This is a genomic window from Streptomyces hundungensis (genome assembly GCF_003627815.1).
In the GTDB taxonomy this organism is placed as follows: domain Bacteria; phylum Actinomycetota; class Actinomycetes; order Streptomycetales; family Streptomycetaceae; genus Streptomyces; species Streptomyces hundungensis_A.
In genome coordinates this window covers 1,267,245-1,289,294 of record NZ_CP032698.1, presented here as the reverse complement: position 1 = coordinate 1,289,294, position 22,050 = coordinate 1,267,245, and the positions used below count along the sequence as shown (strand labels likewise).

Sequence of the window (22,050 nt, the reverse complement as noted above, 5' to 3'; positions counted from 1 at the left end):
ACCGCCATGCACCTCTCTGCCACCCGAGGCTTACGCCGGACGAGCCTCGCACTGGGCGCGGCCCTCGCCTCGACCCTCCTCTGCGCCACCGTGAGCGGGGCCGCGCCGCTGGGCGCGAGCGGCCTCGCGGACCCGGGCCACGTCGCCTCGGCGCGTGCTCAACGGGCTTGCCCCGTCGTGTACTTCGACCTCGGCGAGACGCTCGTGCACACGGCCGACGACGGCAGCGTCGGGTATCTGCCCGGCGCCGCCGCCTATCTGCGCGCCCTGCGCGAGCACCACATCACCATCGGCCTGATCACCAACGTTCCGCCCTCCTGGGGCGCGACCGACGCCGAGCGGGCCGCCCGCCTCAAGAAGGAGGTCGACGCCACCTGGAGGGACTCGACGCCCTTCGCCTGGGGCGACTTCGGCGACCGGATCCTCACCCCCCGCACCGAGGCGGAACGCAAACCGGCCCCCGCCCTCTGGCGGCGCGCCATGGCCCGGTCGGGGTCTTGCCGACTCGTCTACGAGGCGGAGACGGCACAGGAGGTCCAGGTCGCCGCCGAGCAGGGCTTCGTGCCGTACCAGATCGGGCAGCCCCACCGGCCGGAGTTCCTGCCCGTCGGCCTGGTCGCCCTCCTGGGCCGTCTGCCCCGCTGACCGAAACGCTCACCCAGCGTCCCCGCCGAGCACTTAAGGGGCGCGGGGAACTGCGCGACCAGCCCCCCCCACGGCCCGCAGACGAAAACGGGTTTTTTGGGGGCGCGAGGAACCGCGCGAGAAGCGACCACGCCGGGGTGTCCGCCCTTCCTTTCCCGGGCGCTCCCGGAGCATCCCCGCCGAGGCACCCGCCCTTTCCCGGGCGCTCACCCCGGCGGGGACGCGTCGCATACCCGCCGCTAGGTGTCCGAGGGCGGTCCGCTACGGGCGCCCTCGGCCCGGCCGAGCCGATCGCCGGCGTCCTGGCCGTCCGCGTCCGCCGCGAGGGCGGCCCGGGCATCGGTCGGCGCCCCGGCCGGAGCCCGGTCGTGCCGTACCACCCCGCTGCGCAGCAGGAGGTGGATCGCCCCGAGCAGCAGCGCCGTCGCGAGCGCGCTGTGCAGCAGCAGCGTGTCCAGGTGCCCGGCGGAGACATAGGCGCCCACCGCGATCGCGGCCAGGGCGCACACCCCCCGGTCCACGATGCTCTCGATCGAAAGCAGCGTGGCGCGCGGGGCGTTCGCGGGGATCGCGTCGTTCACCAGCTTGCGCTGCACCGGATAGACGAAGCCGGTGGCGGCCGCGAACAGGCAGAGCAGCGCGATGACCAGCCACGGGCCGCCCACCGTCATGGCCGCCAGGGTGCCTGCCAGCGCGAGGCTGAGCAGCGACACCCAGGCGACCGGCGTCAGACGACGGCTCAGCCACTGCGGGCGCGCCGACGCCACCGCCTCCGCCACCGTCATCGCGGCCAGCACCCCGCCGCTGGAGGCCTCCCCGATGCCGTGGTCGAGCAGGATCGGCTGGAAGAGGTTGACCTGGCAGATCCGGGAGAGCGTGAAGACCGCGACTCCCTGCACCATCACCAGGCCGAGCCACCGCGAGGACGCCACGCAGCGCAGCGCGGCGCCCGCGTCCCGCAGGAACGCACCGCCGCCGCGTCCCGCCGTCGAGCGCCCGGGGGACCGTGCGCCGTCCTCCGCCCCGGCGAGCCGAGGCAGCGCGACGGCGCAGACGAGCGAGCCCGCCGCGCTGGCCGCGCTCAGCACGTACGGAGCCGTGTGCGCGACCGCCATCAACGGTCCGACCAGCGGCCAGCACACCACCTTCGCCGCTAGCCCCAGCGCCCGTGCCGTGCCCTCCGCCTTCAGATAGTGCTCCCCGCACTTCTCCGCCCGCAGCCCGTCGTAGAGATAGGCGCTCGCCGCTCCCGAGGTGAGCGAACGGCCCACCGCGATGGCGAGGAAGTGCAGCAGGAAGCCGGTGTACGAGGCGCTGACCACCGGAGCGAGGTTCGCCGCGGTCATCACCACCGCGCCGGCCCGCAGACAGTTGCGGGCCCCGATCCGGTCGGCGATCAGGCCGGTCGGGATCTCGAACAGGCAGAACGCCACGTAGTAGATGCTCTGGATGCCGAAGATCTGCCCGTCGGAGAGGCCGGCCTCCTTCTGGTAGGCGTAGAACACCGGCATCCACCACAGCAGGTTGAACAGCAGCTGGAAGCCGTAGTTCAGCCGGATGATCCGCCGGGCCTTGTCCGTCAGGCCCGCACCCTCGTGGGTGCGCGGCGCGAGACGCGGCATCACAGCGCGTACGGGCGGATCTGGACCAGCCGGAAGTCGCCCCGCTCGGTCATCAGCCACTCGATGTCCAGCGGCTTGTCCACGTCGGTGTCGCTGAAGTGGGACTGCAACAGCCGCCCGGTGAGGGACAGATCGGCGAGCCGGGCGCGGGTGGCCGCGGGCAGCCCGTCGCCCCAGGAGCCCAGCGCGACGGTCCGGCCGCCGCCCTCCACCACGTTGTACAGATACTGCTGCGGCAGCACCGAACCGTCGACGACCTGTTCCGGGGAGCCGGGCGAGCAGTTGAGGTACACATTGCGGAAGTCCGCGCGCCGTGTCGGGTCACAGGTCACCAGGACACCGCCGAGGGAGGCGGGCACGTACTCCTGGATGATCACGCCCATGTACGTGTCGTCGAGGGAGATCCCCACCTGGTGGCGCAGGCGCACGCTGCGGGGCGACACGAGGGAGGCCCACACCTGGCGTACGGCGTCCAGGAGTTGACCGGTGCCGTGGACGGTGGTGACGGAGTCGTAGACCCCGGCCGCGGAGAAGCCCGGCAGGTCCTCGGCGTTGGAGGACGAGCGCACCACCAGACGCCCCCGTGAGGCGGGCGCGGTGGGGAAGGCCTGGCTGATCTGCCGGGTGACGGAGTCGGGGATGGGAGTGTGCCGGATCAACTGCTGGAGTTGCAGACAGAGCGAGTCAAGGACGTCGGTGGCGTCGAGCTCCAGCGCCATCTTCAGCTTGCCGATGCCCTGTTGGAGGGCGGGCGACGAGGCCAGGAAGTGCTGCTGGAGGGAGAAGGGCAGCGCGACGCCCTCCGGCGCGCCGACCGTGGACGCCACGAAGTCGGCCGCCCTGGCGCGGAGTTCGGCGAGCGAGGGGTCCTTCAGGCCGAGCCGGGAGGCGAGGTGACCGTAGAGGTCATCGCGCGGCGGACGGGGCCGCCCGTAGAAGACGGTCAGGTCGGCCGTGCGGCTGTCGAGCACATGGTGCAGCTCGCCCAGGTTGGCGGCCTTGGTGCCGTACCGGTCGCTGTCGGCGGCGCGCAAGCGGTGCAGGGACAGGACGGGCGCGTCCTCGAGCAGGGGCGGCTCCAGGCGGATGCGCTGCTGGTGCCAGGCCGGCGCCCGCAGCTCGGGCTCGCTCCCCAGCCGCTCCAGGGATATCTCCTCCTCGGACACCCGGTAGCGCACCCACGCGCCGTCCAGGGCGTCCTTCTCGACGAGCTCGTCCAGATCGCGCACGATCGCGTTGGGTATGCCCCAGCCCGAAGCGAGCACATTGGTGTGGGAAAGCGGCGTGATCGGGGCGGTGTTGAGGAACCCGGCCACCCGGGGCACGTCGTCCGGCAGACACGGCATGGCCACGATGTCCGCCCAGCCGAGCTCGCCCTCGGCGGCCGCGTACTCCTCGTGCGTACGGAAGAACCGCAGCCGGCCGGTGGCGTCACCGGGGTTCAGGGGGGTGCGGACCCGCGAACCGAAGAGTTCATGGCTCAGGATGCGCGGCACGCGCAGCTCACTGATCGCCGCCAGTTCCTCCTCCTGCCCGTGGTTGGCGGGCTTGAGGAGCAGCGGGAGCCGGCCGTCGACCCGTTCGCGCACGAACGCGTAGAAGAACTTAAGGAGTTGGCCGTTCATGGTGTCGGCCTCGGTCGTCTCCAGGACGAGGAAGGTGCGTTCGCGGCCCTCGGAGTCCTCGTTGGTGTGCAGCGACAGCACGCCGAGCAGGAAACGTCGCGCGGGGTCCATGTAGACGGACGCGTTGAACGCGTCGAGTTCCGCGTCGAGATCGGCGAGCTCCATGCCGAGGACGCGGGTGGCGATGTAGTTGACGTGGAAGGGGTGCGCCGCCGTGTCGAGCAGGTGCCAGGTGTGCTCGGCCCGGTCGACGACGACCTTGAGGTAGGGGTGCCCGGCCAGCACACCCGACAGGGTGCGGAAGAGCGGCAGGGAGAGGTTCTCGCCGATGACCGTACGGTCCGTGGCCGGCTCGGCGGCGCCGGCGAACAGCTGGGCGGTCACGCGGAGACCTCCTCGGGCTGTGCGACGGGCAGGACCCGGGGCAGGGCGTCCACCAGCGTCTCGAAGTCGCGGAGCACGGTGCGCGCGTCGGTGGCGGAGAGCAGGCACAGGGCCGCCATGGTGTTGGCGCCGCCGGCCGGATCGTAGACCGGTACGACCTGCCCGTCGGGCAGCGAGCTCTCCGCGACCACCGACAGCTCGCTGCCCCGGCTCAGCGGCACCTCCTTGGCGACGGACGGGAAGTCCCAGATCTTGCGCTCCCGCCAGGCCTCGCCGTCGCCGTCGACCGCGAGGACCACCAGGGAGCCCGCCGCGCCGCGCGCCTGCGCCGGGGTGAGGGCCTGTTCGGGCCAGTGGACCGGGCGGCCGAGGAGCTGGTCGACGAGCATGCCGACGAGGTCGAGCCCGAAGACGTCCTCGATCTGCGGCACCGTCATGGCACCCCCGAACCGGGCGGCCGTCTCGATCAGCCACATCCGGCCGTCCGCGCCGAGCTTGATCTCGGTGTGCGTTCCGCAGTCGCGCAGGCCGAGCGCGTCCACGGCCTGTCGCGCCAGGGCCACCACGCGGTCCTGCGCGTCCTGGGACAGCAGGGCGGGGGTGATGCCCGCACGCTCGGTGAACGGCTCGACCGTCGGCATCCGGCCACTGAGGCAGACCGGGTGGAAGGTTCCGTCCGCCACGGCGCCCTCGACGCTGACGTAGTCGCCCCAGCCGGGCTCGTCGAACCAGTCCGACGCCGTGCCGGTCACGATCTCCTCGACCACGAAGTGCCCCTGCGCCTCCGCCACATGGAGCTCCGCATACCCCAACTGGGCGGATTCGGCCATCACTTCACGCGAGCGGTGCCAGGCCCCCGACAGTTCCTGCGGGGAGCGGATGATCTGGTGGGCCGTGGAGCCCGCGCTCCAGGCCGCCTTGAGCAGCAGCGGGAAGGACAGCACGCCGGCCGCCTCGTGCAGATCGGCCTCACGGGTGACGGCGCGGAACTCGGGCTGCGACAGGCCGTGTTCCCGCCAGGTGCGGCGCATCAGCCGCTTGTCGCGGGCGAGCGCGGCGGCGTCGCCGGCCCCCGCGAGGCCGAGCGCCTCACACGCCTCGGCCACGGCCACGACCGCGTACTCGGAGAAGGTGAGCACCGCGTCGGCGCCCACGGCCCGGGCCCGCGAGACGATCAGGGACACCAGGTCGGAGCGCTGCGCTTCGGCAGGCGTCACGACGGAGGCGCACAGTCTGTGGGCGGAGTCCGCCACGACGGGAGGAAGAGCGCTGAGCGCCAGCAGGTGCACTTCCGCCCTCGCGGCCGTCCTGGACAGGACGTGACCGAGCGGCGGACCACCCTTGGCATGCACTAACAGCACCTTGCTCACTGAAGTTCGTCTCCATTCGTCCGTGTCGGTACGTGCCCGGAGCGCCCCGGGCGCCCACGCGCCGTACGCCCGGTTCGGGTCGTCGTACGGAGCGGTGCTGCGCGTCGGGCGCGGGGGGATCTCCCGGCGGATGTGTCGGGGAGTATTCACCCGCACACTCAAGGGGACCACGCAACCGGCGTTCGCGCCGCCCGGGGGGACGCACGTCGTTCAGGCAAATGCCTGAATAGCGGGCCGTGTTGGGACACCGAAGGCGCCGCGAGAGCTCGCGGTCCGGCTTCCACTTCGGCCGAGAACCGAGCATGCGGGGGACCGGGACGGGATACCCATCGCGAGGTGACAGTGCGTCAGCCGGTTGCGTACGAGCTGTATACGGACGGAGAGACCGCTGTGGACGATTCCAGTCTCAAGGCACTGCTCGAACACCTCCCGGTGTTCTGGTGGGAAGTCGACGAGCCATGGCAGGTACGGGAGAGAGGGGGCGGCGCCTTCGCCGACGCGGGCACGGCGCAGCGCTTCCTCGACCGGATGCGTCAAGAACTCCCGGCGCCGGGGGCCCCACCGCGCAAGGGCCGCTGGCAGGCCCGCTTCGACGACCGCACCTTCGACGTGAGCTGGCCCCTGGACGAGAGCAGCGCCCACGGCCGCACCCGTGGCCTCGCCGTGGAGGTCGACGCCCGCCCCGAGACCCCCCGCCAGTACGCCGCCTTCGCGGGCCTGGTGAACCTCGCACCGGCCGCCGCCTTCATCCGGGACAGCGAAGGGCGCTACGTATGGGCCAACCACGCCTACGCGCACCTCTACGGCGCGGTCCCGGAGGAACTGGTCGGCAAGTACATCGAGGACTTCGACGCCCCCGCCGAGTCCCTCCAGTTCCGCGCCCTCGACCAGGAGATCCTCACCCGGGGGACGCCGGTGCGCCACACCCTCGACTACCGGCGCCCGGACGGCAGCGCGGGCCAGGCGCTGGGCCACCGCTTCCCCGTACGGGAGAACGGGCGGACCTGTGTCGCGGGAATCTACGTGGACGTCACCGATCACCTGCGCGCCAAACTCAAGCGGCAGGAGGCCGAGGACGACCTGCGGGCGCTGCGCGATCACAGCGGCCTGCCCTGCGCGCTGCTTTCGGCGAACGGACGCGTGGTCGAGGCGAGCGCGGCGGCCGCCGAACTGTTCGCCCTCAGCCTGCCCGACCTGGTCGGGCGCCGCGCCCACACCCTGCTCGCCCCCGAACCCAGCCTCGACCGGCTGCACCGCAGATGGCACGGTCTGATCGCGCGCCGCACCCGCCGGGTGGAGACATCGGCGGTGCTCGTCGACAGCCAGGGGCGCCAGCGCCGCGCCCAGCTCCATCTGACGACGGTCGGTCAGTCCACCACCCGCGCCCGGCACGTCTGGGCCGTCGTCACCCATCAGAGCCTCGCCCACGAGGCCCATCCCTCGCTCACCGCCGCGCAGATACGCATCCTGTCCCTCCTCGCGGCGGGCAGCAGCAACGGGGACATCGCGACCTCGCTCAACCTGTCCCGGCAGACCGTCGACTACCACCTCAGCCGGCTGCGCGAACTCCTGGGCGCGGGCACCCGACCCGCCCTCGGCGCCCGCGCCTATGTGCTCGGCATCCTCGCCCCCCGCGCCTGGCCCCCGCGCTCCGCCACGGCGGCCCATCCGCTCAGCGCCGTCTGAGGGGGACCCGCCGCTGGATGTCGTGGACGCGGGAGAGCGACGCCCCCGGCGGGGCGTCGCTCTCGGGATCCGGGACCTCGACGCGGGTCAGACCCGGTCGGCCGCGATCAGGACGTACTGGAAGGAGCCGTCGCGGTAGGAGTTGATGAACGCCTCCTCAATTCCCGTGACCAGCGAGGACGTTGCCCGCAACTCCCAGTACGGCAGGGTGTCGGGGGTCAGGTCGATCACGGCCTGCGGGACGAGACGGTTGTCGGCCATCGCGCGCAGGTACTCGCGGCGCGAGTGGATGTTGCACTCGAAGTGCGCGTTGATCTGGGAGACCCACTTCGAGGGCTGGCCGTACCGCGGGTTCCAGCAGCCGGTGATCGTCACATAGCGACCGCCGACCTTGAGGACGCGGGAGTGCTCGGCGAACAGGTCGTGCAGATCGACGTACATGCTGGACTCGTTGTTCCACGACCCCGCAGCTTGCCCGGTCTCGAAGGGCATCGACAGCATGTTGCACACCCGGGCGCGGACACGGTCCTCGATGCGCAGTTCGCGGGCCCGCCCGTTGGCGAAGGCGGCCTGCTTCGCCGAGAGGGTGACGCCTTCGACCCTGCATCCGAAGCGCTCGTGCGCCATCACCATCGAACCGCCCCGGCCGCAACCGGCGTCCACCAGGGTGTCGTCGCTCCCGATGTCGCCGAGGTGGCTCAGGAGCAACTCGGCCTGCGCCGACTCCAGTCGGTGAAGCTCGGTGATGAGCTTCTTCTCGGCCTCGCTGTCCTGGGCGTCGCCGAGCGCGGCGTGGTCGACCTCGCCGATGCCGTAGTGGTGGTGGTAGAGACCGTCGACATCGCCGAGACGCAGGTTCACGGGCCTGGCTTCACCGTCCCAGTAGCGGGCGATGTCCCCTTGGTAGGGCGTCACCGGGCCGGGGATGAAGAGGGAGGTGTCGGTGGCGGTGAGTTCGGTGCTGGTCACAGATGAGTCCATTCTTCCTACCAGAAGTCGGGCAGGCTGTAGCGATAGGTGTTCGTGCGGTGCCAGTAGTGGTTTCCGTCGACCCACGCGGCCACGCCGCGCAGGAAGCGCTGCACGCTGGGCACGGGGCAGTCGGCGGCCAGGGCGGCCGCCTCGGTCTCGAAGTCGTGCATCAGGTCGTTGTGGACCTCGACCGACTTCAGATAGGCCTCCCGGTCGCTGATCCCCTCTCGTTCGGCGATCACGACGGGCAGGTTCAAGTGCCGCCCGGGGGCGTCGAGTTCCTTCGTGTACGAGTACAGGTCGTTCACGATGGTCGTCGCGTTGCCCGCCAGGGCGATGACCCGCTGCATCGCGGGTTGCGCGTGCAGGTCCGCCGGGAGTTCATAGCCACCGACGGTGTCGGTGATGGTCGGACAGGGCCGGAAGTTGTTGAACTGACGCATCGCCAGGTACTCCCACACCTCGGGCACCCGGTCCTCCTGGGCCCAGGCGGCCTCGGCGAGATAGCCCAGGTGCAGCCTGGCCATGTCATGCCGGTACCGGTCGGCCTGCGAGGCGCTGGCCGACTGGACGAAGTAGTCCATGGCGGAGTGGTACGCGCGCCGGGGCGCGTCCGAGTGCAGCGACTCGGCCCACTGCGGCTGGTACTCCCGCGTCGTGTGCAGCGGGTCGAGGGCGGTGTGCGCGAGCAGCAGGCGCTCGCCGAGGCCGACGGGCGAGCCCCCGTGGTCCTCGCAGTAGCAGTCGTCCACCGCGTTCTCGGCCACCATCAGCCGGGTGGCGAGCATGAGGTGGTCGACGGAGGGCGCGTCCGGATGGCAGGCCACCATGTAGCGGCCCACCGAGAACCCGTCGAACTCCTCCTCCCAGTCGTCGGGATAGAGCGAAACCTCGTCCATCGCCCAGGACTTGATCCTGCGGCTGACCTCTTCCACGCGGGCCGGGTCCGGCTCCGGCACCGGGTGGTGGTAGAGGCCGGGGATCGCCGCGCCCTGGGGCGCCGACGGCTTCGGTGGAGCGGGGCGCTCCTGAGGGAGCGTCAGACGGAGCCCGGCCGTGCCGAGTCCGCTGGGGCCGCGCAGCAGCCGGTCCACATCGGGGCTCAGGGGCGGCGGTTCGACGGCCGGCACGTCGGGGAGCGAGGTGGCGGCGACCGTGGGCAGTCCGGGCGGCGGCCCCGGTGGAGCGCCGGGCAGGGCCCGGGGCGGGGCGCCGGTCGCGGCCAGGACGTCGCGGGCGCGGGTCGCCGCGTCGGCGAGCGCGTACGCCCCGAAGTGGGCGCCGGCCTCGGGCAGGCTCGACTGCGGAGGGGTCAGCTCAGGCGCGGGCAAACCAGTGCTCCTTGATGGGGTGAGCGGCTGTACCAGGACGTTCGGGCAGCTCGACGGAGCCCGGAAGAGGGGGCGCGGGGCCGAGGAGGCACCGGGGGAGGGCCGGGTCCGCTAGCGGGGCCAGCGCGCGACCTGCACGTTCTCCAGCACACCGACCGCGTCCGGCACGAGGATGGCGGCGGAGTAGTAGGTGCTGACGAGGTAGGAGGTGATCGCCTTCTCGTCGAGGCCCATGAAGCGCACCGACAGACCCGGTTCGTACTCGTCCGGCAGGCCGGTCTGGCGCAGGCCGATGAGGCCCTGGTCGTCCGCGCCGGTACGCATGATGAAGATGGAGCTCGTCTTCTCCTGGCTGATCGGGATCTTGTCGCAGGGCAGGATCGGCACCCCGCGCCAGGCCTGGACGAGCTCGCCCTCGACCTCGACCTGGTCGGGACGGAGCCCGCGCGCGTTCAGCTCGCGCCCGATCGCCGCGATGGCCTTGGGGTGGGCCAGATAGAACCTGGAGCCGCGCCGACGGCAGAGCAGCTCGTCCAGGTCGTCCGGGGTCGGCGGGCCGGTGCGCGGCTGGATGCGCTGCTTGAAGTCGACGTTGTGGAGCAGCCCGAAGTCCCGGTTGTGGATCAGCTCGTACTCCTGGCGCTCGCGCAACGCCTCGATGGTGAGCCGGAGTTGCTCCTTCGTCTGGTTCATCGGCCCGTTGTAGAGGTCGGCGACCCTCGTGTGGACCCGCAGGATGGTCTGCGCCACCGAGAGTTCGTACTCCCTGGGCTTGGACTCGTAGTCGACGAACGCGCCGGGTAGTTCCTGCTCGCCGTGGTGGCCGGCGGACATCGCGATCTCCGCCTCGCCCTTGTGGTTCTGGCGCTGGTGGGGCAGCGAGGCGAACCGCTCGACATGCTCCCGCAGGTTCGGCGCCGCCGCCACCGCGGCCGCGAAGTCGGCGCGGGAGAGGGTCAGCAGGGTGCCGGAGGTCTCGGCGACGGCGGTGTGCTCCCAGCGGGCGTCCTCGTCCAGGAGCGCCTCGTCCCCGAATCGGTCGCCGTCGCCCAGCACATCGAGGGCCAACTCGTCGCCGTACCCGCCGACAGAGGTCTGGCTGATGCGGCCGTGGGCGATCAGATACAGCCGGTCCGCGGGCGCGCCGCGCTCGACCAGCGTCTCGCCGACGGCGAAGTCCCGCTGGACGCAGCGGTCGGCGATGGCGGTCAGCACCTCCACGTCGTCGAAGCCGCGCAGCAGGGCCAGTTCACCCAGCTCCCGGGGGATCACCCGGACGTCGGCGCCGCTCTGGATGAACTCCACCCGCCCGTCGCCGACGGTGTAGGTGAGCCGGCGGTTGACCCGGTAGACCCCACCCGTGGCCTCCACCCAGGGGAGCATCCGCAGCAGCCAGCGGGAGCTGATCTCCTGCATCTGCGGGGCGGACTTGGTCGTGTGGGTGAGGTTGCGAGCGGCCGCAGTGCCCAGACTGGATTGCCGTGGCGTCTCCAACCGGGCGTCGGGGCTCGAGTCAACAGTCATCGGTGGAGCTCTCCTTGGTGGGGCGGCGACGGACGCGGGAACGTCACCGGGCAAGAGGAGGAAAAGGGGCATACGACCGGGAATCGGTTCCGAGCCAGGAGGACAGTAACGGCCGATTCGCCCCCCGGAGCAAGGGAAGCCGGGGACATTAACTCGATACGATGACGACGCCTTCGCGATGTTTGCCCCGCTACCCACGGAATCCGGCCATGTTGGACGTCGCCCCAGGTGGGCGGTCGACCGCGCGCCGGGGGGAGCGGCGCCGCCCCGCTGAGCCGACGCACCCCACGGGGAAGCGGCCGAGGGCCTCGCCCTGGCCCCCTCGCCGCCGCAGCTCGTCCCGCCCGCACGGACATCGGCTTCACGCCATGGCCCGCACCCGCGGCCCGGCTCGGCCGCGCGATCGGCACGTGCGCGGATGCGGCCGGACGGGCGATGGTCGACGGGGACGGGGCCGGTACGCGTCGACCGGCTCCGCCCGGCGGCCGACAGCACGCCTGGAGAGGAAGATCACGCCAGATGCGACGGCCTTGGCCGGACCCCGGCCGCACGGTACCTTCAGTGCGATATCGACGACGCAACCACGGAAGCCGGCGGAAATCCGGCACGGTCGCGCCACTGTGAACGAGCCCGCCCCAGGGAGGGGCTCGAAGTCAGACCCGTAGCCGTCGTCATGTGCACCACCGAGTTGGGACGCGAACTCCCAGAGGAGGACCCTGTCATGGCGCAGCATGTCGCCCGGCCGACCGTCAACACCCCAGCCCTTCCCGCGAAGCTGCCCCTGAGCGCCATCGCTCCCTGGGCCGCCTTCTTCGGCATCCTGATGCTGGTCCTGCTGTACTTCGTCGGCGCCGAACAGGGCGCCACCTCCGTCGTCAACGGCGCGGACGTGCACGAGTGGGTCCACGACGCCCGCCACCTGCTCGGTTTCCCCTGCCACTGACCGGGGGACTCCCAACGCCCATGAACTCCGCAACGGTCAGAAACCTTCTCGTGCGGGGCATGCTCGCCGGCCTCGCCGCCGGCCTGCTCGCCCTGGTCGTGGCCTACTTCCTCGGCGAACCCGGCGTGGACAGCGCCATCGGCTTCGAAGAGGCGCACGCCCCGGCCCATGAGCACGAGGTCGAACTCGTCTCCCGCTCCCTACAGTCGACCGCCGGGCTCGCCACCGGCGTCCTGGTCTACGGCGTCGCCTTCGGCGGCATCGCGGCGCTCGCCTTCTGCTTCGCGCTGGGCCGGGTCGGCCGTTTCTCCCCGCGCGCGACGGCCCTGCTCCTGGCGGGCGCGGCCCTGCTCGCGGTGTATGTCGTGCCGTTCCTCAAGTACCCCGCGAACCCGCCCTCGGTCGGCGAACCCGACACCATCGGCAGGCGGACCGCCCTGTACTTCCTGATGATGGTGCTCAGCGTGCTGCTCGCGATCGCCGCGACCATCGCGGGCAAGCGCCTCGCGCCCTCTCTGGGGACCTGGTACGCCACGGTCGTCGCGGTGGCCGCCTTCGCCGCGGCGATCGGCTTGGCGTACGCGTTCCTGCCGGCCGTCAACGAGGTGCCCGGGGACTTCCCGGCAGCTCTGCTGTGGCGGTTCCGCCTCTCCGCGCTGGCCATCCAGGCCGCCCTGTGGGGTGGACTCGGCCTGATCTTCGGCGAGTTGGCCGAACGTCTGCTCAATCCCAAACCCGCGACCGGACGAGCGGCACCGGCCGCGAACTGAGTCCGCCGGGACGCGCGGACACCGCTGTACGGACACGACGAGGCCCCCCGGAACGATCCGGGGGGCCTCGCCGCTCGCGGCGGGTACGGGAGGGCGCCACGGGTCCGGCGGGCCCGGACACGGCCCGCGCACACCTCCGCGCGCGGCCGGCGCCATGGTGCCGCTTGCATCGAGAGAGCCACGGAGCATACTGGTCGGGCCCCGATCCCCCACAGAACGACTCCATGGCCAAAAACAGCACCTCCCCGACCACCGTCCCCGACACCGCGTGGCTGGGGCGCGGGCGCCATCTCGGGCCCGAGCCCGAGCGGGACGTCCGGCGCAACCTGATCGCCCTCAAGGCGGCCGGGGTGCTGGACGACTTCCTGGACCTCGACCCCGTCGAGGCGGCGCGCTCCACCGTCCTGCACCCGCGCGACGAGTCCGCCGACCCCGGCCCGTCGGCCCGCCGCCTCTTCGAGGCCCGCTGGCGCGTGGCCGACGACATCACGGTGCGCGCGCAGCTGACCACGTACGAACCCGAAAGCCGTCGCAAGGGTGACGAGGGGGTCACCTGGATCCTGGCCGCCGAGGCCGAGCGTGCGTGGGACGCGCACTGGCCCTCACCCGCCACGATGTTCTGGCCCGACAGCGACCAGATCGCCTGGGACCACGACGCCGTGGGGAGCCTGCGGCTGCGGGCGACGAACCATCTGCCCAAGGACGACGACGAGTTGCGCCACCTGCTGCGCGACTGCGCCCGGCAGAGCTGGTTCATCCATGTCGTGGTGCACGAGGCGATGACGCCGGACGCCCTGGGACAGCGGCCGATCTCGGCGTTCCTGCCGCCAAGTCTGCGCCACCGGGTCGTCGAGCACCGGGGCACGCCCGAGCAGGCGCAGATCGCCGACTTCGCGATGAAGCGCGAACTGAGCGTGCGGATGCCGCGCGGCGGTGGCGTCGTGCTGCCCACGGCGCCCCCGAGCTCCTGGTACGACCCGGAGCGCTTCACCGTACGCACCGTCTTCCTCGACGGTACGGAACCGACCGAACTCCTCGACCGGATCAGGGAGTTCGCGGCTCTGCCGCAGCCGCTGCCGGGCGACGCGGAGCAGGCCCTGATCCGGCTGCGCGCCGGCTGGCACCTGCTCAACCCCGCGGAGGAACTGGTGCACGCGCAGGCCATGGTCGCCAAGTACGCCGAGGCCCTCGACGCCATGACGCACTCGCGCGACCTGTACCGCGAGGCCGCGGAGACGGCCCATGCCGCACTCGCCGAGGCTTCCGGAGGGGAGTCCGCGCCCCTGCTGCCCGGCCCGAGACCGGTCAAGCCGGACGCCTCGCCCCTCAGCGGCCTGACGAAGGCGTTCGGGCGGCTGCGGGGACCGAACAAGTAGCGCCTCGCCCTACCCCGCAACTCCCGTACGCACAAGGCCGGTTGCGGGGGAGCGGGGTGCTTCGGCGGCGGCCTTCAGGTTGCGCAGCCAGCCTTCGAGACCCTCGCCGAGGAGCCGGGTGGCGACGGGCGCGTTCGCGTCGACCTGGGGGCCGGTGTGGGTCTCCTCGGTCCGTACGAGAACGCCGCCCTCGACCTTGGTGAAGTTCCATACGTGGACGCCGTCGATGTGCAGCCCTTCGCCGAACGCGGGGCCGGTCCAGCGGATGCACGCCTGATGCCTGATCTGGCGCACCGTCGAGGTAATGGTCAGGCTGGTGGCGGGAGTTGACGGGGTGGCCGGCACGGGCGTCGTCCACCGGAACGCCGCACCCGGCCGGAGCGGCCCGTGGTGAAGGCGCTCCACGGTGGTGACCGATGGTTGCCAGGACGGCCAGTTCCGCACGTCGGTCTGCACCTTCCAGATGACGCTCAGGGGTGCGTGGATCACCGTCTCGGTGCGGTAGCGGACGGCGGCCGCCGGGTCGACGCCTTCACCGCGACAGGTGAGGGACCCGCCGGGCCGGGCGGCGGCTCCGGCGGGTCCGGTGGTGGCACCGAGGACGGCGAGGGCGAGCGGCACGGCGACCAGGGTGGCGCGGACGCCGGTGCGGCGGAGACGGTTCATGAGGTGACCCCTTGAGGGTGAGTGCGCTGGTGGGCGCCCGGGCGCTCGGGTTCGACGAGGCGAGCCGACCGCGGAGCATCTATAGGGTTTGCTGTTCGTTAGAAGTTCTAACACCCCTCTCGCGGGGTCGTCAATAACCTTGGTGATACCCTCTAACTCGATCCTGTGGGTGTAGTCGTGGGAGAAGCGAGAGGTGGCTGGAGATGGCGGAGCCGGAGGCCGGGACGCCGCGGGAGCGCTATCGCGCCCAGGTGCGGGCGGAGATCAAGCAGCACGCGTGGGAGCAGATCGGCACGGCCGGGGCGTCCGCGCTGTCGCTGAACGCGATCGCGAAGCAGATGGGGCTGAGCGGCCCGGCCCTGTACCGGTACTTCGCCGGCCGGGACGAGCTGATCACCGCCCTCGTCCGGGAGGCCTACCGGAGCCTCGCCGACACGCTGGGCGCCGCCGCGGAAACCTCCGGCGCCGATCTCGCGGCCCTGGCGCACGCGCTGCGGGGCTGGGCGCTTGAGGACCCCAACCGCTACTTCCTCGTCTACGGCACCCCCGTCCCCGGATACCACGCCCCCGACGACACCGTCCTCATCAGCGACGAGATCATGCGGCTGATCCTCGACGCCTGCACGGCGCTTCCGGCACCCCCCGAACCCGCGCCGTTCGCCGCGCACCTCCAAGAGCGCCGGCAGTGGGCCGAGGGGCACCCCGCGCCGCCCGCCGCACTCCACCGGGCCCTGACCTTCTGGACGCGACTGCACGGCGTGCTGTCCCTGGAAGCGGCCGGCCACTTCACCGGGATGGGCTTCGACCCCGAGCGACTCTTCGCAGCCGAACTGGAGGCCCTGCTGGGCTCTTAGCCCAACGGGGCGTCCCCGCCCGGCAGTTGCACGGCTCCGCTGGACCGATCGTGGGGGCGCACCGCACCCTGGTCGGGTGTCTGAGATCGCTTCCTCTCCGCGTACGGTGACCCTGCCCTGGATCGCGCGGCCCGGCGCCCGCGCCTGGCGGTGCGGGCCGGCACCCGCCGAGGTGCGCGCCTTCCACGCCACCCTGCCGGGTTACGTGCCCACCCCGCTGACCGAACTCCCCGTACTGGCAAGCGAGTTGGGCGTCGGCCGCGTCTTCGTCAAGGACGAGTCGGGCCGGCTGGGGCTGCCCGCGTTCAAGGCGCTGGGCGCGTCCTGGGCCGTCCACCGCATCCTCGCCGAACGGGCCGCGAGCGGTGCGCGGCCGGGCCCGCTCACCTTGGTGACCGCCACCGACGGCAACCATGGCCGAGCGGTGGCCCGTGTGGCCGCGCTGCTGGGACAGCACGCCCATGTCTTCGTCCCCCGGGGCGTGCACCCCCGCGCGGTGTCCGCCATCGCAGCCGAGCGGGCACGGGTCACCGAGGTGGCGGGCCCGTACGACGAGGCCGTACGGGCCGCGGCGGAGGCAGCCAGGAGCGCCGATGCGATCCTGGTGCAGGACACCGCGTGGCCCGGCTATGAACGCATCCCGGGCTGGATCGTCGAGGGCTATTCCACCCTCTGCGCCGAGATCGACGAGCAGTTGACGGCCGAGGGGGTGGCCGAGGGCCCGGGGCTCGTCGTCGTACCGGTGGGGGTGGGGTCGCTGGCGCAGGCCGTGGTGACCCACTACCGCAGCGGTCCGGCCGGGCCGGCTCCGGCGCTGCTCTCGGTCGAGCCGCGGGCCGCGGCCTGCGTCCTGGAAAGCCTGAGGCGCGGGGCGCCCGTCGGCATCACCACCGGTCACACCAGCATGGCGGGCCTGAACTGCGGCACCCCGTCCAGCATCGCGTGGCCCTATCTGCGCCAGGGGCTCGACGCCGCGGTCGCCGTCCCCGACTCCGAGGCCGCCCGCGCCGCCGCCTCCCTCGCCGGCCTGGGCGTCTCCTCGGGCCCCTGCGGGGCCGCGGGGCTCGCCGGTCTGCGCGCGGCGCTCACCGGCGCGGGCGGCGAGGAACGCCGGAAGGCCCTCGGTCTCGACGCGTCCTCGGTGGTCGTGCTCCTCAGCACCGAAGGCGCCGCCGCCAACCCGCACTCCGCCCAGGAGACAGCGGGCTGACGCGCGCCGCCGCCGTCCTGGCCGTGGGGTGCCCGCGCAGGTCGAGGTGGGTTCGCGGAGACCCGACGCCCTAGGCTTCCCCCGGCATCCACCCCGCCCCCGATCGCCCTCCCGCGATCGCGGCCGCCGACCCACCCAGGAGCGCACCTCGTGTTCGACCCCGCACCCGAGCCCCCCTTCCCCGACACCACCCGCCCGAACGACGAGCCCGCGCCCCATGCGCTGCTCACCCCTGTACTCGGCCTGCTCGGCACCTGGTACGGCCGGGGCGAGGGCGGATACCCGACGCTCGAAGGGGACTTCGCGTATGCGCAGGAAGTGACCTTCAGCCACGACGGGCGTCCCTTCCTGCGGTACGAGGCCCGCGCCTGGCTCCTCGACGCCGACGGCGCGCCCCTGCGCCCCTCGGCCCGGGAGAGCGGCTGGTGGCGGCTCCAGGCCGACGGGCGGGTGGAGGCGCTGATCACCCAGCCCACCGGCATCGCGGAGATCGCGGTCGGCGCCGCGACCGGGAAGAGCGTGGACCTCGCCACTCATGAGGTGGCCATCACCCCGACCGCGAAAAGGGTCGACGCCACCCGTCGCCGCTACGTCCTGACCGACGACGACACGCTGACGTTCACCCACGACCTGGCGGCGGTCGGCCGCCCCCTGCAACACCACCTCTCGGCCCAACTGCGCCGCAGGAGCGGGGAGTTGCCCGGGCGCCCTGGGCCGCTAACCACCCCGTGACCTGGGCGACAACCCCGTAGCGCGACCGCCCGCGCCCCGCGCGACCACCCCCGGACATCCTTCACCCGTCCTCCTCGTCCTCTCCACCCAGGGGTTTGGCTCTGGCCATGTTGGCTACCCGGTGTGATGAGGCCTCGACAGGCTCCCCCTCGAAAGACGGACGAGAAGAGGACAGGTCTGACATGAACAATCGGCTGGGATTGGGGCTCGCGGTGGGCGCGGGCTATCTGCTCGGGCGTACGAAGAAGGCGAAGCTCGCCTTCGGCATCGGCACGCTCGTCATGGGCAAACGCCTGCAACTGAGCCCTCGGGCGATCGCGGACTTCGCGGCGTCCCAATTGTCCGAGAACCCGCAGTTCAAGGAGATAGGCGATCAGCTCCGTGAGGATCTGCGCGGTGTGGGCAAGGCCGCGACGGGCGCGCTGCTCACCCGGCAGATAGAAGGTCTTGCCGATCGGCTGCACGACCGCACCCTCGATGTGCAGGACCGCGTGGCGGGCGTGGTGCCCGACGTGACCGGATCCGGCTCGCACGAGGACGAGGAAGCGGACGAGGAGCCGGAGGACGAGGCGGAGGACGAGGCGGACGAAGAGGAAGAGCGCTCGGCCAAGTCTTCTCCCAAGTCCTCGTCCGGCGGGTCCTCGTCGGGCCGTGGCTCGGGCAGGAGCAGCGGCCGCGGTACGGGCCGCAGCACGAGTCGTAGCTCCAGCGGAAGCGGGACGTCGAAGCGGGACGAGGAGTCCGAGGACGCGAAGCCTCGCTCGACCGGCCGCGCCACCGCCAAGTCCGCGTCGTCCAAGGCCACTTCGGCCAAGAAGGCGACCAAGTCCGTGCAGCGCACGGCCAAGCGGGCGCCGGCGAAGAAGACGGCGAGCCGTCGTGGTGGCCAGGGCGGTGGCGACCGTGGCTGAGTCGAAGAACCCGCTCATGCAGAGCCCGGCGGCCGACCGCCTGAAGCAGGAGCTCCAGGGCTATCTGCTCGCCCAGGGCGAGCGGCTCCTGACGGGCGTCGGCCACAAGCTCGGCGATACCACCGTCAAGCTCAACGACATAGCCGAAGGCCGCAGCCCCGGCTTCGCCAAGCTGGCCCTTGAAGGCGGCCGCAAGGTCGCCGAGGGCAAGGGCCCGGTCCGCGCCGCCGTCGAGATGGGCGCATCCCACCTCAAGGACAACGCCAAGGACATGCTCAAGGGGCTCGGCGGCAAGCGGAAGAAGGGCGGCGCGGGACGCAAGCCGACCGTCATCATGGAGTCCGTCGACGTGGGCGTCCCGGTGCGCGAGGCCTACGACCAGTGGACCCAGTTCCAGTCGTTCGCCACCTTCGCCAAGGGCGTCAAGAGCGCCACCGTCGCCGACGACACGACGTCGGACTGGAAGGTCAAGGTCTTCTGGTCCAGCCGCAGTTGGAAGGCGCACACCACCGAGCAGGTCCCCGACGCGCGCATCGCCTGGACCTCCGAGGGCGCCAAGGGAACCGCCAAGGGCGTCGTCACCTTCCACCCCCTGGGCGACAACATCACGCGCGTGCTGCTCGTCATGGAGTACTACCCCAAGGGCCTGTTCGAGAAGACCGGCAACATCTGGCGCGCCCAGGGCCGTCGCGCCCGGCTCGACCTCAAGAACTTCGCGCGCCACATCGCGCTGCGCGGCGAGGCCGAGGGCGGCTGGCGCGGCGAGATCAGGGACGGCGAGGTGGTCGTCAGCCACGAGGACGCGATCGCCGAAGAGGAAGAGGGGCGGGAGCCGGAAGGGTCCGGGCAGCAGGAGGACCCGGACGACGTCGCGGACCGCGACGACGTCGAGGACCGCGACGAGGCCCTGGACGAGGACGAGCCCCTGGACGAGGACGAGGACGAGCCCGAACAGGACCTGGAACCGGAGCAGGAAGCCGAGCAGGAGGAGGACCCCGAGCCCGCCGCCGAGCCCGAGGAGTACCAGGACGAGGCCGACGGTGAGTACGAGGATGAGTACGAGGACGAAGAGGAACCCGAGGGTGAGTACGAGGACGAGCCCGCCGGGGAAGGAGAGGTCGAGGAGGACCCGGAGGACGCGTCGAGCGCGCGCAAGCGCCGTGCCTACGCGGGCTCCCGGAGCGACGACCGCCGCTGAGCGGCCGCCGACCGCCTCCGCGCGGGCGGGGGGCCGGACCCTCCGCCGCCCCCGTCCGCGTGACGTACACCTGACGGTTCATCAACTACCGTGCTGCTACAGGGACATGGTGAAGTGACCACAGACAAGAAGGACCGCAAGACGCGGCTGACCGTGCTGGTGGCGCTGGGGGCCAACCTGCTGATCGCCGCCGCGAAGGGCATCGCGGGTGTGCTCGCCGGGTCGCCCGCGCTGCTCTCCGAGGCCGCGCACTCGGTGGCCGACAGCATGAACGAGGTCTTCCTGCTGGCGGCGCTGCGCCGCAGCCGCCGCCCGGCCGACCAGCGCCACCCCTTCGGCTACGGCAAGGAACGCTACTTCTGGTCCCTGCTCGCCGCCGTCGGCATCTTCGTCATGGGCGGCTGCTTCTCCTTCCTCCAGGGCATCGACGCGCTGCGCTCGCACGAGCAGGAGTCCACCAGCGGATACGTCATCGGCCTCTCCGTGCTCGGCGTGGCGCTGGTGGCCGAGGGCGGCTCGCTACTGCGGGCCCTGCACCAGGTGCGCGGCCAGCGCGGCGGCATCGGCAGCGACCCGGCTCTGCGCACCGTCGTCGCCGAGGACGGCACCGCGGTGCTCGGCGTGCTGCTGGCGGCGGGGGGCATGGCCCTGCACATGGTCACGGGCGAAGCCGTCTGGGAGGCCTCCGCCTCGATCGCCATCGGACTGCTCCTGGTGTACGTGGCGTACCGGCTGGGCAAGGACGCCCGCGACCAGCTCATCGGCGAGGCCGTGGACCCGGAGCTGAGCGACGACATCCGGGCGATGCTCGACGAGCAGCCCGAGATCGACCAGGTGGCCAGTCTGCTGACCATGCGGCTCGGCCTGGACTCGACGCTCATCGCGGCCCGCATCGACCTGAAGCCGGGGCTCGACAGCGAGGACGTCGAGCTGGTCTCCGAACGGATCAAGGCGGCCGTCGTGGAGGCGTGGCCGGAGGCCGACCAGGTGTTCCTCGACATCACGGACGCGCGGACGAGCCCCGCCCACCGTCCCGGCGCAACCGAGGCGAGGCACCCCGGCGCGCGGTGAGACACCGGAGCCCGAGGGCGCCCGGGGCGCCAACGCGACGATGCCCGGCCGTAGTTGACGGCCGGGCATCGCGCGTGAGGGGGGGCGTCACATGTGCGGACGTCCGTAGTAGCCGCCGACCTGCTCGTGATAGGCCGGGTCCCCGAGGTGCTTGTCCTTGTCGAACTCGGGGGAGTCCTTGATCTGTTCCTTGGTGCACGCGACGTAGATCTTCTTCTCGACCGCGTCGATGCGCGTGAGGACCCCGGCGGGCAGCAGAACGCTCTTGCCGAAGATCCACGGGCCGGTGTCGACCACGATGTAGGAGGAGCTGATCTCCTCCGAGTGCTTGTCGACCTTGCCGATCTCGCCGTCGGTCGCCTCGACCTTGTACCCGGTCAGGTCGGTGCCCGGCTGGTACGCGGCTGCCTCTGGGTAGGCCCAGATGTTCTCCATGATGAAGGAGTCCCTTCGTATGGACGATGGATGCGGAGTGCGGACGGCGTCTGCCGCTGGTGCACGACCCGCGTCCGCGCAGCGAACGGGTTCCCCCGCCCCCGGCCCCTACACACCGCACCGCCGGCCGTGTCGATTCTTTCAGCCGATCGGCCGACCCGGGGCGTGTACGGGGTACTCCTGTGGTCACCTGTCCGCAGTCCGCGGACGACGAGCTGAGGGGTTGAGCCGCATGACCGGCATCGAGGAGTTCATCGACCGTCTCGACTACCCGATGTACGTCGTGACGGCGGTGGCGGGGCCGGAGCGGGCGGGCTGCCTCGTCGGCTTCGCCTCGCAGTGCTCGATCGACCCGGTCCGCTTCCTGGTGTGGCTGTCCACCGCCAACAGGACCTACCGGGTGGCCTGTTCGGCCGAATTCCTCGCCGTGCACCTGCTGGACCGTACGCAGTACGACCTGGCCGAGCACTTCGGCGGCCACACCGGCGACGAGGTCGACAAGTTCGCCGGCGTCGCCTGGCACGAGGGCCCCGCGGGCACGGCCCTGCTGGACGCGGCCCCCGCCTGGTTCGTGGGGCGGGTGGTGGCGCGCGTGGAGGGCGGTGACCACGTGGGGTTTCTGCTCGACCCGGCGGACGCGGCGGTGGGATCGTCGCCGTGGCGGCCGTTCCGCCTGAGCGAGGGCCAGAGCATCGAAGCGGGCCACCCGGCCGAGGACGCCTGAG

The 22,050-nt window shown here is 71.8% G+C and carries 20 protein-coding genes; 12 read left to right on the top strand and 8 right to left on the bottom strand.

What is annotated here, in order from left to right; genetic code table 11:
* The first annotated feature begins 6 nt into the window (after nt 1–6).
* Nucleotides 7–645: a hypothetical protein gene (locus DWB77_RS05820; protein ID WP_120727407.1), complete on the top strand. Its 639-nt coding sequence runs from the start codon at nt 7–9 to the stop codon at nt 643–645.
* Between the two features lie 239 nt (nt 646–884).
* Here the strand turns inward: DWB77_RS05820 and DWB77_RS39240 are convergent, their stop codons facing one another.
* The 3 genes from DWB77_RS39240 to DWB77_RS05805 are packed head-to-tail and all read right to left on the bottom strand — an operon-like array spanning nt 885 to nt 5,493.
* Complete coding sequence (locus tag DWB77_RS39240) at nt 885–2,267, bottom strand: MFS transporter (RefSeq protein WP_120720220.1); 1,383 nt, start codon at nt 2,265–2,267, stop codon at nt 885–887.
* On the bottom strand, nt 2,267–4,276 hold the full coding sequence (locus tag DWB77_RS05810; protein WP_120720219.1) for a PEP/pyruvate-binding domain-containing protein: 2,010 nt from the start codon (nt 4,274–4,276) through the stop codon (nt 2,267–2,269). The genes DWB77_RS39240 and DWB77_RS05810 overlap by 1 nt, the downstream gene beginning before the upstream one ends.
* A complete protein-coding gene (locus DWB77_RS05805; protein ID WP_428985103.1) occupies nt 4,273–5,493 on the bottom strand; it encodes an ATP-grasp domain-containing protein in 1,221 nt (406 codons plus the stop codon). The genes DWB77_RS05810 and DWB77_RS05805 overlap by 4 nt, the downstream gene beginning before the upstream one ends.
* A gap of 543 nt (nt 5,494–6,036) precedes the next feature.
* Between DWB77_RS05805 and DWB77_RS05800 the strand changes: the two genes are divergently transcribed.
* Nucleotides 6,037–7,332, top strand: coding sequence for a PAS domain S-box protein (locus tag DWB77_RS05800; protein WP_120720217.1), 1,296 nt, complete (start codon nt 6,037–6,039; stop codon nt 7,330–7,332).
* A gap of 87 nt (nt 7,333–7,419) precedes the next feature.
* Here the strand turns inward: DWB77_RS05800 and DWB77_RS05795 are convergent, their stop codons facing one another.
* The 3 genes from DWB77_RS05795 to DWB77_RS05785 form a co-directional block, all read right to left on the bottom strand.
* Nucleotides 7,420–8,301: a geranyl diphosphate 2-C-methyltransferase gene (locus DWB77_RS05795; protein WP_120720216.1), complete on the bottom strand. Its 882-nt coding sequence runs from the start codon at nt 8,299–8,301 to the stop codon at nt 7,420–7,422.
* Between the two features lie 17 nt (nt 8,302–8,318).
* Entirely contained in the window at nt 8,319–9,635 is a 1,317-nt protein-coding gene (locus DWB77_RS05790) for a family 2 encapsulin nanocompartment cargo protein terpene cyclase (protein ID WP_120720215.1), read from the bottom strand.
* A 111-nt stretch (nt 9,636–9,746) separates the two neighbouring features.
* Complete coding sequence (locus DWB77_RS05785; RefSeq protein WP_120720214.1) at nt 9,747–11,159, bottom strand: family 2B encapsulin nanocompartment shell protein; 1,413 nt, start codon at nt 11,157–11,159, stop codon at nt 9,747–9,749.
* A gap of 721 nt (nt 11,160–11,880) precedes the next feature.
* Between DWB77_RS05785 and DWB77_RS05780 the strand changes: the two genes are divergently transcribed.
* The 3 genes from DWB77_RS05780 (at nt 11,881) to DWB77_RS05770 (ending at nt 14,248) form a co-directional block, all read left to right on the top strand.
* Nucleotides 11,881–12,102 (top strand): CbtB domain-containing protein, encoded by a 222-nt coding sequence (locus DWB77_RS05780; RefSeq protein ID WP_120720213.1) that lies wholly within the window; start codon nt 11,881–11,883, stop codon nt 12,100–12,102.
* Nucleotides 12,103–12,122: 20 nt separating this feature from the next.
* The gene (locus DWB77_RS05775) at nt 12,123–12,872 is read left to right on the top strand and encodes a CbtA family protein (RefSeq protein ID WP_120720212.1); all 750 of its coding nucleotides are present in this window, start codon (nt 12,123–12,125) and stop codon (nt 12,870–12,872) included.
* Nucleotides 12,873–13,096: 224 nt separating this feature from the next.
* On the top strand, nt 13,097–14,248 hold the full coding sequence (locus tag DWB77_RS05770; RefSeq protein ID WP_120720211.1) for a hypothetical protein: 1,152 nt from the start codon (nt 13,097–13,099) through the stop codon (nt 14,246–14,248).
* A 9-nt stretch (nt 14,249–14,257) separates the two neighbouring features.
* Here the strand turns inward: DWB77_RS05770 and DWB77_RS05765 are convergent, their stop codons facing one another.
* Entirely contained in the window at nt 14,258–14,914 is a 657-nt protein-coding gene (locus DWB77_RS05765) for an SRPBCC family protein (protein WP_120720210.1), read from the bottom strand.
* Between the two features lie 203 nt (nt 14,915–15,117).
* On the opposite strand from DWB77_RS05765, the gene DWB77_RS05760 reads away from it, so the two are divergent.
* The 6 genes from DWB77_RS05760 to DWB77_RS05735 all read left to right on the top strand — a co-directional run bounded on the left by DWB77_RS05760 (nt 15,118) and on the right by DWB77_RS05735 (nt 20,890).
* Complete coding sequence (locus DWB77_RS05760; RefSeq protein ID WP_120720209.1) at nt 15,118–15,768, top strand: TetR/AcrR family transcriptional regulator; 651 nt, start codon at nt 15,118–15,120, stop codon at nt 15,766–15,768.
* A 76-nt stretch (nt 15,769–15,844) separates the two neighbouring features.
* Nucleotides 15,845–16,978: a diaminopropionate ammonia-lyase gene (locus DWB77_RS05755; protein ID WP_120720208.1), complete on the top strand. Its 1,134-nt coding sequence runs from the start codon at nt 15,845–15,847 to the stop codon at nt 16,976–16,978.
* Between the two features lie 150 nt (nt 16,979–17,128).
* A complete protein-coding gene (locus DWB77_RS05750) occupies nt 17,129–17,710 on the top strand; it encodes an FABP family protein (protein ID WP_120720207.1) in 582 nt (193 codons plus the stop codon).
* A gap of 182 nt (nt 17,711–17,892) precedes the next feature.
* The gene (locus DWB77_RS05745) at nt 17,893–18,621 is read left to right on the top strand and encodes a DNA primase (protein ID WP_120720206.1); all 729 of its coding nucleotides are present in this window, start codon (nt 17,893–17,895) and stop codon (nt 18,619–18,621) included.
* A 16-nt stretch (nt 18,622–18,637) separates the two neighbouring features.
* Nucleotides 18,638–19,819, top strand: a complete 1,182-nt coding sequence (locus DWB77_RS05740; RefSeq protein ID WP_120727405.1) for an SRPBCC family protein — start codon at nt 18,638–18,640, stop codon at nt 19,817–19,819.
* A 114-nt stretch (nt 19,820–19,933) separates the two neighbouring features.
* Nucleotides 19,934–20,890, top strand: a complete 957-nt coding sequence (locus DWB77_RS05735; protein WP_342777919.1) for a cation diffusion facilitator family transporter — start codon at nt 19,934–19,936, stop codon at nt 20,888–20,890.
* Nucleotides 20,891–20,977: 87 nt separating this feature from the next.
* Here DWB77_RS05735 and DWB77_RS05730 read toward each other — a convergent pair whose 3' ends face one another.
* Nucleotides 20,978–21,328, bottom strand: a complete 351-nt coding sequence (locus DWB77_RS05730; RefSeq protein WP_428985187.1) for a PRC-barrel domain-containing protein — start codon at nt 21,326–21,328, stop codon at nt 20,978–20,980.
* 229 nt (nt 21,329–21,557) lie between these two features.
* Between DWB77_RS05730 and DWB77_RS05725 the strand changes: the two genes are divergently transcribed.
* Nucleotides 21,558–22,049, top strand: a complete 492-nt coding sequence (locus DWB77_RS05725; RefSeq protein WP_120720203.1) for a flavin reductase family protein — start codon at nt 21,558–21,560, stop codon at nt 22,047–22,049.
* Nucleotide 22,050: the final 1 nt, after the last annotated feature.

Excerpts from the sequence above, each read along its gene's own strand:
- DWB77_RS05820 (WP_120727407.1), top strand. The coding sequence starts at position 7 with ATGCACCTCTCTGCCACCCGAGGCTTACGCCGGACGAGCCTCGCACTG.
- DWB77_RS05775 (WP_120720212.1), top strand. The coding sequence starts at position 12,123 with ATGAACTCCGCAACGGTCAGAAACCTTCTCGTGCGGGGCATGCTCGCC.
- DWB77_RS05765 (WP_120720210.1), bottom strand. The coding sequence starts at position 14,914 with ATGAACCGTCTCCGCCGCACCGGCGTCCGCGCCACCCTGGTCGCCGTG.
- DWB77_RS05770 (WP_120720211.1), top strand. The coding sequence starts at position 13,097 with ATGGCCAAAAACAGCACCTCCCCGACCACCGTCCCCGACACCGCGTGG.
- DWB77_RS05725 (WP_120720203.1), top strand. The coding sequence starts at position 21,558 with ATGACCGGCATCGAGGAGTTCATCGACCGTCTCGACTACCCGATGTAC.
- DWB77_RS05760 (WP_120720209.1), top strand. The coding sequence starts at position 15,118 with ATGGCGGAGCCGGAGGCCGGGACGCCGCGGGAGCGCTATCGCGCCCAG.
- DWB77_RS39240 (WP_120720220.1), bottom strand. The coding sequence starts at position 2,267 with ATGCCGCGTCTCGCGCCGCGCACCCACGAGGGTGCGGGCCTGACGGAC.
- DWB77_RS05740 (WP_120727405.1), top strand. The coding sequence starts at position 18,638 with ATGCAGAGCCCGGCGGCCGACCGCCTGAAGCAGGAGCTCCAGGGCTAT.
- DWB77_RS05785 (WP_120720214.1), bottom strand. The coding sequence starts at position 11,159 with ATGACTGTTGACTCGAGCCCCGACGCCCGGTTGGAGACGCCACGGCAA.
- DWB77_RS05745 (WP_120720206.1), top strand. The coding sequence starts at position 17,893 with ATGAACAATCGGCTGGGATTGGGGCTCGCGGTGGGCGCGGGCTATCTG.
- DWB77_RS05780 (WP_120720213.1), top strand. The coding sequence starts at position 11,881 with ATGGCGCAGCATGTCGCCCGGCCGACCGTCAACACCCCAGCCCTTCCC.